This window comes from Caulobacter sp. GW821-FHT09B11, from assembly GCF_059418205.1.
The window spans coordinates 22487-36796 of record NZ_JBWKPK010000005.1 but is presented as its reverse complement, the minus strand read 5'-3'; the positions used below and the strand labels follow the sequence as shown (position 1 = coordinate 36796).

At 69.3% G+C, this 14310-nt stretch carries 12 protein-coding genes; 7 read left to right on the top strand and 5 right to left on the bottom strand.

The genetic code is table 11. From position 1 onward, the window contains the following. The first annotated feature begins 11 nt into the window (after positions 1 to 11). On the top strand, positions 12 to 341 hold the full coding sequence (locus AC07N1_RS04730) for a DUF2794 domain-containing protein (protein ID WP_494670754.1): 330 nt from the start codon (positions 12 to 14) through the stop codon (positions 339 to 341). A gap of 96 nt (positions 342 to 437) precedes the next feature. Here the strand turns inward: AC07N1_RS04730 and AC07N1_RS04725 are convergent, their stop codons facing one another. Further along, positions 438 to 1184 carry a Bax inhibitor-1/YccA family protein gene (locus AC07N1_RS04725; RefSeq protein WP_494670753.1) on the bottom strand — a complete coding sequence of 249 codons (747 nt, stop codon included), beginning with the start codon at positions 1182 to 1184 and terminating at the stop codon, positions 438 to 440. Between the two features lie 141 nt (positions 1185 to 1325). Between AC07N1_RS04725 and AC07N1_RS04720 the strand changes: the two genes are divergently transcribed. Beyond that, entirely contained in the window at positions 1326 to 2378 is a 1053-nt protein-coding gene (locus AC07N1_RS04720; RefSeq protein WP_494670752.1) for an aldo/keto reductase, read from the top strand. Positions 2379 to 2543: 165 nt separating this feature from the next. Here AC07N1_RS04720 and AC07N1_RS04715 read toward each other — a convergent pair whose 3' ends face one another. Beyond that, positions 2544 to 3740 carry a CaiB/BaiF CoA transferase family protein gene (locus AC07N1_RS04715; protein WP_494670751.1) on the bottom strand — a complete coding sequence of 399 codons (1197 nt, stop codon included), beginning with the start codon at positions 3738 to 3740 and terminating at the stop codon, positions 2544 to 2546. Positions 3741 to 3856: 116 nt separating this feature from the next. Here AC07N1_RS04715 and AC07N1_RS04710 point away from each other — a divergent pair, with 116 nt between their 5' ends. After that, complete coding sequence (locus tag AC07N1_RS04710; RefSeq protein WP_494670750.1) at positions 3857 to 4450, top strand: DUF4142 domain-containing protein; 594 nt, start codon at positions 3857 to 3859, stop codon at positions 4448 to 4450. 241 nt (positions 4451 to 4691) lie between these two features. On the opposite strand, the gene AC07N1_RS04705 is transcribed toward AC07N1_RS04710, so the two are convergent. Together AC07N1_RS04705 and AC07N1_RS04700 are read right to left on the bottom strand one after the other, a co-directional pair. Beyond that, positions 4692 to 8291, bottom strand: coding sequence for an ABC transporter permease/M1 family aminopeptidase (locus AC07N1_RS04705; RefSeq protein WP_494670749.1), 3600 nt, complete (start codon positions 8289 to 8291; stop codon positions 4692 to 4694). Between the two features lie 13 nt (positions 8292 to 8304). Next, positions 8305 to 9183 carry an ABC transporter ATP-binding protein gene (locus AC07N1_RS04700; RefSeq protein ID WP_494670748.1) on the bottom strand — a complete coding sequence of 293 codons (879 nt, stop codon included), beginning with the start codon at positions 9181 to 9183 and terminating at the stop codon, positions 8305 to 8307. Between the two features lie 176 nt (positions 9184 to 9359). Here AC07N1_RS04700 and AC07N1_RS04695 point away from each other — a divergent pair, with 176 nt between their 5' ends. From AC07N1_RS04695 to AC07N1_RS04680, 4 genes are all read left to right on the top strand, one after another. Beyond that, on the top strand, positions 9360 to 10040 hold the full coding sequence (locus tag AC07N1_RS04695; RefSeq protein WP_494670747.1) for a fumarylacetoacetate hydrolase family protein: 681 nt from the start codon (positions 9360 to 9362) through the stop codon (positions 10038 to 10040). Positions 10041 to 10056: 16 nt separating this feature from the next. Beyond that, positions 10057 to 10701 (top strand): maleylacetoacetate isomerase, encoded by a 645-nt coding sequence (maiA, locus tag AC07N1_RS04690; RefSeq protein ID WP_494670746.1) that lies wholly within the window; start codon positions 10057 to 10059, stop codon positions 10699 to 10701. Then, entirely contained in the window at positions 10694 to 11323 is a 630-nt protein-coding gene (locus tag AC07N1_RS04685; RefSeq protein ID WP_494670745.1) for a carbonic anhydrase, read from the top strand. Before maiA ends, AC07N1_RS04685 begins: the two co-directional genes overlap by 8 nt. Positions 11324 to 11536: 213 nt before the next feature. Continuing rightward, positions 11537 to 12163 carry a DedA family protein gene (locus AC07N1_RS04680; protein ID WP_494670744.1) on the top strand — a complete coding sequence of 209 codons (627 nt, stop codon included), beginning with the start codon at positions 11537 to 11539 and terminating at the stop codon, positions 12161 to 12163. On the opposite strand, the gene pbpC is transcribed toward AC07N1_RS04680, so the two are convergent. After that, a complete protein-coding gene (gene pbpC / locus AC07N1_RS04675; RefSeq protein WP_494670743.1) occupies positions 12160 to 14265 on the bottom strand; it encodes a penicillin-binding protein 1C in 2106 nt (701 codons plus the stop codon). The two genes, AC07N1_RS04680 and pbpC, sit on opposite strands and share 4 nt — an antisense overlap. Between the last annotated feature and the right edge of the window lie 45 nt (positions 14266 to 14310).

The window sequence follows — 14310 nt, the reverse complement described above, 5'->3', positions numbered from 1 at the left end:
GATTCGCATCCATGGCCCTTGATGCTCCCTCCCCCGTCGGCGGCGTCGTGTTCTTCGAGCGGCGCGAGATCGACCAGCTGCTGCGGCTGTACGGCCGCATGGTCGCGGCCGGCGAATGGCGCGACTACGGCATGGGCGGCGCGACCGACCACGCGGCCTTCTCGATCTTCCGCCACGCCGCCGAGGCGCCGCTCTACCGCGTCGAGAAGTGGCCCGACCTGGCCCGCAAGCAGGGCCAGTGGCTGGTGCGCGGCCAGGGCGGCATGGTGCTCAAGCGCGGCCACGACCTGGCCCAGGTGCTGCGGCTGTTCGACAAGGGCAGGTTCAAGGTCGTGGACTGAGGCGGCGGTCGAGGCGCCGCGCCCACGAAAAAGCCCCGGCGGAGCGATCCGCCGGGGCTTCGTTCGTCTGGTCCGGATCTTGTCCAGAGCGTCCGCTTAGCGGCGGTCGCCCAGGAAGTAGAGCAGGAAGCGGAACAGGTTGATGAAGTCCAGGTACAGGTTCAGCGCGCCGTAGTTGGTGGCCACCGACTTGGCGGCTGCATCGCCACCGACCTGGTAGTAGGTCATCTTCAGGTTCTGCGTGTCGTAGGCGATCAGGCCGGCGAAGATCAGCACGCCGATGGCGTTGATCGCGAAGACCAGCGGACCCGACGGGAAGAACATCGACACGATCGAGGCCAGGATCAGGCCCACCAGACCGATGATCAGGAAGCTGCCGAAGCCCGACAGGTCCTTCTTGGTGGTGTAGCCCACGAGGCTCAGCGCGCCGAAGGCGGCGGCCGTGATCAGGAAGGTCGAGGCCACGCTGCTGCTGGTGTACATCAGCACCACGGTGCCGAGCGAGGCGCCGATCAGCGACACGATGGTCCAGTAGATCACGCCGGCGGTGCGCGGGGTGATCGACTTCATCACGAAGCCCGAGAACAGCAGGATGCCCAGGGGCGCGAACGAGATCACGATCCCCAGCAGGGTGTAGCTGATGCGGTTGCCATTGACCTGGAACAGCAGGTCGCGGACCGGCGGGAACGAGCTGGTCGTCCAGGCCAGGGCGGCCGACAGCAGCAGGCCCAGCGCAACCTTGTTGTAGACGCCGAGCATGAAGCTGCGCAGTCCGGCGTCAACCGACATGTCCGCGCGATCCGTCGGGATCGAGCGCGCATAGTCGCGGTTGAAGTCGTTCATCGAAGGAAGCCCTTTATGTTTCCGTCCCCAAGGGGACACGTGTGAAATATCGTGTCGAAACGCGCCGGGCGCAAGGCCGCCAGCCTTGGGTTGAAGCCGATCGCGCCTAAATAGTCGCGTTACAGCCAAGCAGGGGACTTCATGGACTACGTCGAACTCGGCCGCACCGGCATCCAGGTGTCGCGCTGCTGCCTGGGCACCATGACCTGGGGCTCGCAGAACACCGAAGAGGAAGCCCACGCCCAGATGGACTACGCCCTGGGCCGCGGCGTGACCTTCTGGGACACGGCCGAGATGTACGCCAGCCCGCCCAGCCCCGAGACGCAGGGCCATACCGAGCGCTACATCGGCTCGTGGCTGAAGAAGACCGGCAAGCGCAACGAGATCGTGCTGGCCTCCAAGGTCGCCGGGCGGGGTTCGGCCTTCGGCGGCCTATCGTGGATGCGCGCCGACGGCGCGACGACCCGCCAGACCAAGGCCCAGATCGATGAAGCGGTGGAGGGCTCGCTGAAGCGCCTGCAGACCGACTATCTCGACCTCTACCAGTTGCACTGGCCCGACCGCGCCGTGCGGGTGTTCGGCGGCCAGACCTACAAGGACTACGATGACGACTACCAGCGCTTCGGCGACATCCTCGAGGCCCTGGACGCCCATGTGAAGAAGGGGACGATCCGGGCTCTGGGGGTCTCCAACGAGTTCCCTTGGGGGGTGATGAAGTTCCTGGCCGAAAGCGAGGCGAAAGGCCTGCCGCGCATCGCCTCGATCCAGAACGCCTATCACCTGGCCAACCGGGTGTTCGAATACGGCCTGGCCGAGATCGCCATGCGCGAGCAGGTGGGCCTGCTGGCCTATTCGCCGCTGGCCCAGGGCCAGCTGACCGGCAAGTACCTGGACGGCAAGCTGCCGGAGGGCTCGCGCAAGGCGCTCTACAACCGCATGCACCGCTATGAGGGGCCGGGCGCGCTCGAGGCCTTCCGCGCCTATGTCGATCTGGCCGCCCAGCACGGCCTGGACCCGGCCCATCTGGCCCTGAAGTTCGTCGACGCCCGCCCGTTCGTCACCGCCACCATCATCGGCGCCACGAGCATGGCGCAGCTGAAGACCGACATCGACGCCTTCGACGTCACCTGGACGGAGGAGCTGGAGACGGCCGTCAACGCCATCCACGCGGTGCACCCGAACCCTTGTCCGTGAGGATTGGATAGGGCGTTCGCCTACCCTCATTCGCTTTCCTGGGCCTTGTGCCCAGGACCCATGGTTCAGCCGCTCAGACCTTTGCGAGGCGACCAAGGTCTGAGCTGGCGCCGGCATGGACCCTCGCCACAGGGGCGAGGGAGGCGAACTTGCAGTGCTGGCGGCCTAAACCACCCCCCGCGCCTTCAACTCGGCCACCTTCTCCGCCGCCATCCCCGCCACCTCGGCCAGCACCCCTTCCGTATGCTCGCCCAGCGTCGGGCCGGTCCAGCGGACGCCGCCGGGGGTGTCGGTGAGGCGGGGGAAGGCGTTCTGCATCTTCACCTGACCGAACACCGGGTGGGGCGCCGAGACGATCGAGTCGCGGGCCTGGAACTGCGGGTCGGCCAGCATCTCGGGCGCGCGATAGATGCGGCCGCAGGCCAGGCCGGCGGTTTCCAGCTTGGGCAGCAGGTCGTCGATGTCCTGGTCCAGGGTCCAGGCGGCGATGCGGGCGTCCAGTTCGGCCTGGTTGATCCCGCGGGCGGCGTGGTCGCGATAGCGAGGGTCCTCGGCCAGGTCCGGCCGGCCCATCAGTTCGCACAGGCGCTTGAACAGGGTGTCCTGGTTGGCGCCGATCAAAACGAGTTCGCCCGACCGGGTCGGATAGACGTTGGACGGGGCGATGCCGGGCAGCACGGCGCCAGAGCGCTCGCGGATGTAGCCGGTCAGGTCGTATTCGGTGACCAGGTTCTCCATCACCGTCAGCACGCTCTCGTAGATCGCCACGTCGACCACCTGGCCCTTGCCGGTGCGCTGGCGGGCGTGCAGGGCCATCATCACCCCCAGCGCGGCGTTGAGGCCCGACAGGCTGTCGCCGATCGAGATGCCGGCCCGGGCCGGATTGCGGTCGGGCTCGCCGGTGATGTGGCGCAGGCCGCCCATGGCCTCGCCGACCAGGGCGTAGCCGGCCCGCTTGGCATAAGGACCCGTCTGGCCGAAGCCGGAGACGCGGGCCATGACCAGCCCCGGGTTGGTCGCCGCCAGGGCGTCAAAGGCCATGCCCCACTTCTCCAGCGTGCCGGGGCGGAAGTTCTCGACCACCACGTCGGCCTTGGCGATCAGGGCGCGGGCGATGTCGCGGCCCTCGTCGGTGCGCAGGTCGACCGTGACCGACTTCTTGTTGCGACCGATCACCGGCCACCAGGGCGACAGGCCCTGGGGCTTGGAGCGCCCCCACTGGCGCATCGGGTCGCCGGTCTTGGGATCCTCGAGCTTGATCACCTCGGCGCCGAAGTCGCCCAGCACCTGGCCGCAGAACGGACCGGCGATCAGCTGGCCCATCTCGATCACGCGGACGCCCGCCAACGGCCCTTGGTTCATTTTGTTCCTCTCCCCGATCACGGAACCATCACGCGGCCGTGAACCTTTTTGCTGCCACACGGCGACGCGCGACGCCGACCCTTCTTGCCCAGAAAAACGCGCAGGGAAAGAAAGCCATGACCCGCAAGCTCCTCATCGTCGGCGCCGCCTTCGCCGCCCTCAGCCTCGCCGCCTGCGGCCAGAAGGAAGAGACCAAGGGCGCCGCAACCCCGGCCGAGCAGGCCGCCACTCCGGACGCCAACCCGGCCGCCACCGTCCCGACCCCGTCGGACGAGGCCAAGGCCCCGGACTTCGCCGCCAAGGCCGCCTCCAGCGACCAGTTCGAGATCGAGGCCGCCAAGGTCGCGCTGAAGCGTTCGACCAACGCCGAGGTCAAGAAGTTCGCCCAGGACATGATCGACGCCCACACCGCCACCAGCGCGGGCCTGAAGGCCGCCATCGCCGCCTCGGGCGTCAGCATCACCCTGCCGACCGCCCTGCCGTCGGACCTGCAGGACAAGCTGGACGACCTGAACAAGGCCGACGCCAAAGACTTCGACAAGACCTACGCCGACGACCAGGTCGACGCCCACCAGGCGGCCCTGAACCTGCTGCAGCGCTACGCCCAGGACGGCGACGTCGCCGCCATCAAGACCTTCGCCGCCGAGACCGCGCCGAAGGTGCAGGAGCACCTGAACCACGCCGAAGGCCTGAAGAACGGCCTGAAGTAAGGACTAGGCTTCGGCCTGAATACGGAAATCCCCCGATCGAAAGGCCGGGGGATCTTCTTTGCCCGCTATCTCCGCTCCACAGTTCGTCATCCCGGCCGCAGCGAAGCGGAGAGCCGGGACCCAGGGGCCGCCGCACCGCGCCGGCCGCCGGGAGGGCGGCGAACCTAGGCGGCGTGTCCAGTCCCCCTGGGTCCCGGATAAGCGCTATGCGCTTTCCGGGATGACGAACTTAGAGAGCGCCTCAGTTCGCTGTCTTGATGACGTTGTCGTCGCCGTTGCGGTCGATCACCAGGTTGTAGGGATCCACCCCCGCCCAGCGCGGCGCGACCTTGGTCACGAAGGTCAGGGTCTGGGTCCCGGTGCGGATCGGCCGGCGCTCGAAGGCGACGACGTTCTTCTGCTCGAAGCCCGCCTTGCCCGGCTCGGCGGTGAACAGGCCGACGTCCAGCGCCTCGCTCAGGGGCGCATCGGTCTCCTTGCCGCGACCGTCGGCGTACATCTTGCGGGCCTCGACCACGAGCTTGACGTCGAACCGGCCGTCGGCGCGCTTCTTCACCGAGGCGCTCTTGGTCTTCAGGTCGTAGAGCGTGATCTTCTCGAAGAGATCGGTGACCAGGGCCTGCTTGTCGGCCGGGACCTCGGCGCGCAGGGCGGCCAGGAAGTCCAGCGTGGTGGGATAGGGCGCGCCCTTGAAGCCGTGGTCGGCGATCAGCTTGCGCAGCACCCGATTGACGGTCTCCTCGCCCACCTCGTGCTGCAGCCTGTACATGACCAGCGAGCCCTTGCGGTAGTGGATGTAGCCCTGGTTCTCGACCCGGGCCAGCGGCTGCTCTTCCAGAACGTCGCCGCCCCGCGCGCGCAGGTAGCTGTTGAGCTCGAACTTCAGGAACTTGCGGATCCGGGCCTCGCCGTACATCCGCTTCATGACCATCAGGGCCGAGTACTGGGCGAAGGTTTCCGACAGCATGGTCGAGCCCTGCTGGTCGGCGCCCAGCACCTGGTGGGCCCACCACTGGTGGCCGATCTCGTGCGCGCCGACATAGGTGACCATGTCGATCTTCTCGGGGTCGCGGTAGTCGGCGATGAAGAACATCCCCTCCGACCACGGGATCGTGCCGGCATAGGCCTGGGCGAAGTCGGCGTAGGCGGGGAACTCCTGGAAGCGCAGCTGGCGGAACTGGTAGGGGCTGAACTCGGCTTGATAGTAGTCGAGCGAGGCCTTCATCGCCGTGCGCATGCGGTCGATGTTCCAGGCGTGCTGCGGGTCGTAGTAGACGGCCAGGTCGACGCCCTTGTAGGCCTCGCGCGAGACGGCGTAGCGGGCCGACTGGATCGACAGGAACGGCAGGATCGGGGCGTCGGCCACGAAGCGCACCGTGCGGCGCTCGTGGTTCCCCGATTTCCACACCCTTTCGGAGACCTGGCTGCCGGGCGCGATCGGCGTCTGGTCGCCGTCGGTGGTCACGGTGATGTCGGAGGCGACGAAGTCGGCGTCCTTGCGCAGGCCGTTGAATTGCCGGCTCGGCACGTCGCCCAGCCTGGCCATGCGCAGCTCGGGCGGCAGCCCGTACTTGCGGCGCTTGGCGCGGTCCTGCAGCAGGCCTTCGCGCGACATGCCCAGGATCGGCGCGATCTCCATGTTGTTGAGGAAGGTCCCGTTGGCGACCACGCGGGTGTCGTTGCCGCCGTTGCGGAAGCCCTTCTGGCTGCGCTCGGTGATGAAGCTCATCCGGCGGGTCTCGCCGGGGGCCATCGGCGTGTCGAAGGCGAAGATCCGGTAGTTGAAGCGCTCGAAGGTCTGCTTGGGCCGCGCGCCTTCGATCGACAGGCCGCGCACCACCAGGTCGCGGTCGAAGCGGACGTGGATCTCCTTGATCGGCTGGCCGGTCTTGTTCTGGAAGACGTAGGCGCCGCGGGTCACCGCCTTGGGCTCCCGAGGGTAGAGGTCGACGTCCAGCTTCATGCCGGTGATCTTCGGCTGGGGCGTGGCCTCGTACTTCAGCAGCGCCTTCTCGAAGTCGGCCGTCCAGCGCTCGTCGTCCAGGCTGGTGCGGTACTCGTTCCAGACGTTGGTGTTGACGAAGATGAAGCCGCCCAGGCCCGCGAAGGCGGCCAGGAAGACGCCGAAAGCGATCCCGTTGGCGCCGCGCAGGCGGTGGGGCAGGCGTCGCAGGCGCGGCAGCAGCCGCGTCTCGGTCCCGCGTCGCCACAGGGCGTAGGACAGCAGCGCCAGCAGCACCCCGCAGGCGCTCCAGTAGGCGCGGAACCACCAGGCGCCGATCCAGAACTTGCCCAGGCCGTTCATGTCGGAGAACGGCACGTCGGGGACGCCGCCGTAGTTGTAGAGGTTGTGCTGGAAGCCGAGGTTGCTGAAGGTCAGGGTGGCGACGATGTAGATCACCATCAGGCCCCAGCCGACGAACTTGTGCGGGCTCAGCACCTGCAGGAACACCGACAGCACCGCCAGCAGGATCCAGTCGACGCTCTGCGGCAGCACGTACCACAGCAGGTACTTGCCCAGCTCCAGCCGGTCGTAGCCGTGGCTCAGCTGGCTGGCGACCGCCGCCAGCACGCTGACCAGCAGGGTCGACAGCAGCACCAGCGAGATGGCCGCCAGCTTGGGGGCGACGAAGGCCCAGTCGCCGACGGGGGTGGAATCGACGATCTCGTGGGTGCGCCGCTCGCGCTCGCGCCAGACCAGTTCGCCGGCGTAGTAGATGGCGATGATCATCGGGATCAGGCTGAACGAGCCCATCAGCGGCCGCAGCAGGACGCGGGTGACCGGGTGGACCACGCCGCCGTAGCCGGCCGCCTCGGTGGCGAACCACAGGGCGCCCGAGGCGTTCGACAGGCCCAGGGCCAGCAGCACGAAATATGCCGGGCTCTTGAGCACCTGCACCATGTCGAAGCGGGTGCGGGCGATGAACTGGGCGAGGGCGGCGGTGCGGTCGTGGCGCGGCTTGGCCAGCGGCTTGATGACCGGCATGACCTCGACCGGCGGCGGCAGGCCGTTGGAGCGCGGCGCTTTGCGCTGGCCCGAAAGCTCGGCCGACTGGAACCGGAAGAGGCCGTAGGCCGTCGCCAGGAAGCCCGCCGACAGCGCCAGGACATAGAGGCGGTTGAACAGCAGCGGGCCGGTCAGGTGCGGGATCAGGCTGTTGCGCTCGCTGGCCGTCCAGTACTTGGTCGCCAGGCTGAAGGCGCTAGCCCCCAGCGGGTCCCAAAGCGCCGCGCCGTGCTCGAACTCGGGCTTGTCGAGGGCGATGTTGGCGATGATCCACACCACCATGACGCCGACCACGCCCAGATAGGTCCACATCATCGAGCGGGTGACGGTGGCCAGGGCGAAGAACATCGCCGAGGTCAGCAGCAGGGCCGGCAGGGCCAGGACGAAATAGGAGAAGACGTAGGCGTCGAGCAGGTTGGGACCCAGCTTCTCCGGGTCGATCCACGGCATCAGCGAGCCGATGAAGATCGCCAGGGGCACGGCCAGGAACGACACGGCGGCGGCCAGGAAGGCGCCGACGAAGCGGCCGTAGAGATAGTCGAACTTGCCGATGCGGGTGGTGCGCAGGATCGGGCCGTAGCCGGTCTCGTCGTCGCGGACGATGACGTTGGCCACGAAGGCCGTCGTCACGAACATGTAGAAGATCGACAGGATCAGGTTGGTCTGGGCGACGGCGAAGGGGGCGTTCTTGTGGATCGAGCCGCCGCCGCCGATCGAGATCTGGTCGATGGTCACCGACCCGAAGGTCAGCAGGAAGAACAGCACCGCCACCACCCAGAACACCGGGGAGCGCAGCTGGTAGCGGAACTCGAAGCCCGCGATCTTGCCGAACATGATCTCGCGCCCCCTACGCCGCGCAGCGGGTCGTGGCGAGGGTCGAGAAATAGACGTCCTCGAGCCCGCCGGGCACGGGCGCGAAGCCCTGCCCCGGATCCTGGTCGGCGAGGACGTGGATGACGGTGCGGCCGCCCAACAGCCGGGTCGAGATCACCTGGTGGGCCGCCTTGGCGTCCTCCAGCTCGGCCTTGTCGATGGTCTTCTTCCAGATCCGGCCGTCCAGCTGGCGGATCAGGTCGGTGGGCGCGCCCTCGCGCACGATGCGGCCGTCGCAGATGATGGCCATGGCCGGGCAGAGGTCGGAGACGTCCTCGACGATGTGGGTCGAGAGGATCACCACCACGTTCTCGCCGATCTCGGCCAGCAGGTTGAGGAAGCGGTTGCGCTCTTCGGGGTCGAGGCCGGCGGTGGGCTCGTCGACGATGATCAGGCGCGGGTCGCCGATCAGGGCCTGGGCGATGCCGAAGCGCTGGCGCATGCCGCCCGAGAAGCCGGCGATGGCCTTGTTGCGGACGTTCCACAGGTTCACCTGGGCCAGCAGGCTCTCGACGGTGTCCTTGCGTTCCTTGCGGTTGGCGACGCCCTTCAGCACGGCCATGTGGTCGAGCATGTCGTAGGCGCTGACGCGGGGATAGACGCCGAAGTCCTGCGGCAGGTAGCCCAGCACGCGGCGCAGGGCCTCGGGATCCTTCAGCACGTCGATGTCGCCGAAGCGGATGTGGCCCGAGGTCGGGGCCTGCAGGGTGGCGATGGTGCGCATCAGGGTCGACTTGCCCGCGCCGTTGGGGCCGAGCAGGCCGTACATGCCGCGCGGAATGGTCAGGCTGACCTCGTCGAGGGCCCGCACGCCATTGCCGTACACATGCGTCAGATTTTCGATGATCAGCATCGTCGCTCGCCGCCCCCTAGTGTTAACGCCACAGTCCCCACTTCGTCATGACTCGACGGCGCAACCATGGGCAAGTGAAAGAACGTTTAGGCTGTCGGGTTCCCGACGAACGGCGTTCGGTTCGTCGTTTTCGGCCGGGGTTCCGATCGCGAGCGTTTGGGTCTAAGCAGGCGGCCATGACGACCTTCGCCTTCCCCCCGCCCGTCCAAGCTTCGGTTCCGGTGGAAGGGACCGATGCGCTCTTCCCGGTTCGCCGCATCCTGTGCGTGGGCCGCAACTACGCCGCCCACCGCGCCGAGATGGGCGGCGACGAGCGCGATCCGCCGTTCTTTTTCGCCAAGCCGGCCGACGCCGTCGCGCCGCTGCTGGAAGACGTGCCCTATCCGCCGCGCACCGCCGACCTGCACCACGAGATCGAGCTGGTGATCGCCCTGAAGTCGGGCGGCGCCGACATCGCCGTCGACGACGCCCTGGACCACGTGTTCGGCTACGCCGTGGGCGTGGATCTGACCCGTCGCGACCTGCAGGGCGCGGCCAAGGCCAAGGGCCAGCCTTGGGAAGCGGGCAAGGCCTTCGACTTCTCCGCCCCGATCTCGGCCATCCGCCCGGTCGCGGACGCCACGCTGGACGGCGCCATCTGGCTGACCGTCAACGGCGTGCAGCGCCAGACCGGCCTGATCGCCGACATGATCTGGAACATCCCCGAGATCATCGCCGAGGCCAGCAAGCTGTGGACCCTGGCGGCCGGCGACCTGATCTTCACCGGCACGCCCGAGGGCGTCGCCGCGGTGGTCAAGGGCGACAAGATCGTCGGCGAGGTCGACGGCGTCGGCGCCCTGGCCTTCACCCTGGTCTGACGGGAGGGCGGAAGCCGTGACCCTGACGCTGTTCGGCTACTGGCGGGCGGCCGCGCCTTATCGCGTGCGCATCGGCCTCAATCTCAAGGGCCTGGCCTACGACCAGAGCCCGGTGAACCTGTTGAAGGGCGAGCAGCGGCAGGGGCCGTATCTCGACCTCAACCCGCAGGGCCTGACGCCGGCCCTGGCGATCGGCGATGGTGTCGTGCTGACCCAGAGCCTGGCCATCCTCGAATGGCTGGACGAGACGCATCCGCAGCCGCCGCTGCTGCCCGCCGATCCGCTGGGCCGGGCGCGGGTGCGGGCCATGGCCCAGACCATCGCCTGCGACATCCATCCGCTGAACAACGTGCGGGTCACCGGCGAGCTCGCCGCCCGCGGCCAGGACGAGGCCGCCCGCACCGCCTGGATGGCCCGCTGGCTGAACGAGGGCTTCACCGCCCTGGAGGCCGCCGTCGCCGCCCATGGCGGAACCTATGCCTATGGCGACGCGCCGACCCTGGCCGACATCTGCCTGGTGCCGCAGGTCTACGGCGCGCGCCGGTTCAAGATCGACCTTTCACCCTTCCCGCGGATCGTCGCGGCCGCCGACCGCGCCGCCGACCATCCCGCCTTCGCCGCTGCTCACCCCAGCCTCCAGCCGGACGCCGCCGATGCTTGAAGATCTGAAAACCAACAACGCCAACTGGTCCAAGGGCAAGACCCAGGTCGATCCCGAGTTCTTCAAGCGCCTGGAGAACCAGCAGAGCCCCGAGTACCTGTGGATCGGCTGCAGCGACAGCCGCGTTCCGGCCAACGAGATCGTCGGCCTGGATCCGGGCGAGCTGTTCGTCCACCGCAACGTCGCCAACCTGGCCCCGCCGCAGGACGCCAACTACCTGTCCGTGCTGCAGTTCGCGGTCGACGTGCTGAAGGTCAAGCACGTGATGGTCGTCGGCCACTACGGCTGCGGCGGCGTGGCGGCGGCCATCGACGGCAAGCGCCGGGGCCTGGTCGATCACTGGCTGCACCCGATCCGCGAGGTCCACGCCGAGCACAAGCACGAGCTGGAAGCCATCCCCGAGGAGCGCGACCGCCTCAACCGCCTGTGCGAGCTGAACGTCATCCGCCAGGTGCGCAACGTCGCCTCGGACGTCTTCGTGCAGGACGCCTGGGCGCGCGGCCAGAACCTGGCCGTCCACGGCTGGGTCTATTCGCTGTCGAACGGCCTGGTGACGGACCTGAACGTCGGCATCGCCAGCATCGAGGACTACGAGCGCGTGCTGGCGGGCAAGCCGGAGTAGGGCTCTCCAGATCCTCCCCCTCTGGGGGAGGTGGCCCGGAGGGCCGGAGGGGGTAGCGCCGGCCGATGCCGAGCAGACCCCCTCAGTCGCTCCGCGACAGCTCCCCCAGAGGGGGAGCATCTAGTCGCAAGCACCCCGCGCCGTATCGCCGCACCTTACAAAAACCGCGTTCGCCCTTACCTGTTCGTCACCTTGTTGCGGCACGGTGAGCGCATGGACGCCTTCCTTCAGACCCTGCACGAGATGGTCGTCGAGCACCGCCTGCTGGTGTGCGCGATCCTGGCGCTCGTCACTCTGCTGGAAGCCCTGATGCTGGTCGGGGTGCTGATCCCGATCATGGCGGTGATGCTGACGGCCGGGGCGCTGATCGCCACCGGCTCGCTGCATCCGGTCGAGGTGATCGTCTGGTGCAGCATCGGCGCGGCCGCCGGCGACGCCATCTCCTATCTGATCGGCCAGAAGATCGGCGCCAGGGCCGTGCGCCATCCGGCCGTGGCCCGGCACCGCCGCACCGTGGCCCGCGCCCGCCTCTACACCCGCCGCTACGGCGTGCTGGCCCTGCTGGTCGCCCGCTATCTGGGCCCGCTGCGGCCGTTCGTGCCGATGGCCGCCGGCATGACCCGCATGCGCGACTGGACCTTCCACGCCGCCAACACGATCACCGCGCCGCTGTGGGTGGTGTCGGTCCTGGCGCCCGGTTATCTCGCCGCCCGCAATCTCGGCTACTGGAAGCCCGATCCCCAGCTGCTGACGGCCCTGGCCGTGGGCGCCTTGCTGCTGGTCGCCACGGTGGCGATCGTCCGCGCCGCGCCGTTCAAGGCCCAGCCGGCGAAAGCCTAGCCCGGCGCCTTGATGCGCACCCGGGCGCTGGCCGCCCGGCCCTGGGCGTCGACCACGCGCAGCCGATAGAAGCCCGCCGCCGGGGGGCGCCAGACCGGCTTGCCGCTGACCGTGTCTTCCGAGAGCGGGGCGCCGTTCACGTACCACGACAGGTTCTCGCCGCCGGCCGCCAGGACGAGGCCGCGCGATCCCTTGCCCAGCCCCTCGACCTGCACCGTCGCTCCGTCCGGCGGGAAGATCAGGCGCGGACCTTCGTCGGCCAAGGTCTGGAGACGCTGCAAGGCGCCCGGGGCCGACTTCGGCGCGATCGGACGCGGGGCGGTGGGCGGAGCGCCCACCAGGTCGGCGACGTCGAACAGCAGGGGCAAAGCCGCGTCGCGCCCGGTCAGCCCGCCGCGCGCGCCGCCGTCGGCGCGGCCGGTCCAGACGAGGATGGCGTGGCCGCCCACGACTCCAGCCGCCACCGCGTCGCGGAAGCCGTAGGAGGTGCCGGTCTTGAAGGCCATGGCCGGTCCGCCCCGGGTCAGGGCCGAGGGGGCGCGGCCGCGAGGGCCGGGGGCCTCGCGCAGGATGTCGAGCACCTGGTTCACAGCCTCGGGCCGGGCGATGCGGGTTCCGCCGGAGCGTTCGCGGGCCTTGGCCTCGTCCACGGTGTAGGCCAGCGGCTTGGCCACCCCGCCGTCGCCGAGGGCGGCGTAGAGGGTGACGAGGTCGCGCAGGGTGATGCCGGCGCCGCCCAGGGCCAGGGCCAGGCCCGCCGCCTTCACCTCGGCCTTGGGCCGCAGCAGCTTGACCCCGCCGGCTTCCAGGCGGGCGGTGAAGGCCTCGGGGCCGATCTTCTCCAGGGTGGCGACGGCCGGCACGTTCAGCGAATAGGCCAGGGCCTCGCGCGCCGTGACCTTGCCGTGGAAGACGCGGTCGAAGTTCTCCGGCTGGTAGTCGGCGAAGCGGGTCTGGGCGTCGTCGATCTGGGTGTCGGGGGCCAGGGCGCCGTCGTCGAAGGCGAAGGCGTAGACGAAGGGTTTCAGGGCCGAGCCGGGCGAGCGGGCGGCGCGGGTCATGTCCACCCAGCCGCCGGGCCGGTCGCGGCCGGCCGAGCCGACCAGGGCCCGCACGGCGCGGTCGCGGATCCGCACCACGATGATGGCGGCGGTGGCTTCGGGGCCCTGGCTGGCGGCGACGGCGGCGGCCATCGGCTCCAGGCGTGACTGGAGATCCGGGTCGATCGTGCTGGCGACGCTGGGCTGGCTGGCTGGCGCGGCGGCGGCCAGCTGGCCCGCCAGGTGCCAGGCCATGGCCGGAAAGACGCTGCGGCGGGGGATCGGCTCGCCCTCGGCTTCGACGGCGGCGATGTCGGTCAGCACGCGGGCGCGGACCATCTTGTCCAGCACCGCCCGGCGAGCCTCCCGCGCGGCTTCCGGCCGGCGGTCGGGGCGGCGGCCTTCGGGGGCCTGGGGCAGGGCGATCAGCAGGGCCTGCTCGCCGTCGGTCAGGCTCGACGGCTCGTGGCCGAAATAGGAGAGGCTGGCGCCGCGCACGCCCTCCAGATTGCCGCCGTAGGGGGCGAGCGTCAGGTAGAGGGCGAGGATCTCGTCCTTGCTCAGCCGGCTCTCCAGCTGCACGGCGCGGACCATCTCGATCAGCTTGGAGCCGAGATTGCGCGGCCGGGGCTCCAGCAGGCGGGCGGTCTGCATGGAAAGGGTCGAGGCCCCGCTGCTGATCCGGCCATGGACGATCGCCGAGCCCGTGGCGCGGACCAGGGCGATCGGGTCGACGCCCAGGTGCCAGCGGAAGCGGGCGTCCTCGACCGCGACCAGGCGCCTGAGGAAGGTCGGGTCGGTGCGTTCGAGGTCGGCCCGCACGCGCCAGCGGCCGTCCTCGACCGGCAGGGCGCGCAGCCACGCCCCGCGCTCGCCCAGCACGACGGGCGAGGAGCGTTTGGCGCGGCCCATGTCCGGCGGGAAGGCGGCGCTGAGCGCGAACAGCACGACCTGGGCGGCGAGGAAGCCGGTGAGGATGCGCGTGATCAGCGGGGCCTTCCCCTCCCCCTCGATGGGGGAGGGGGCAGGGGTGGGGGTGGCTTCGGAGACGGCGGCAGTCACGGCGCTTCACCTTCAAGCGCTGTCACCCCCATCCCCGGCCCTTCC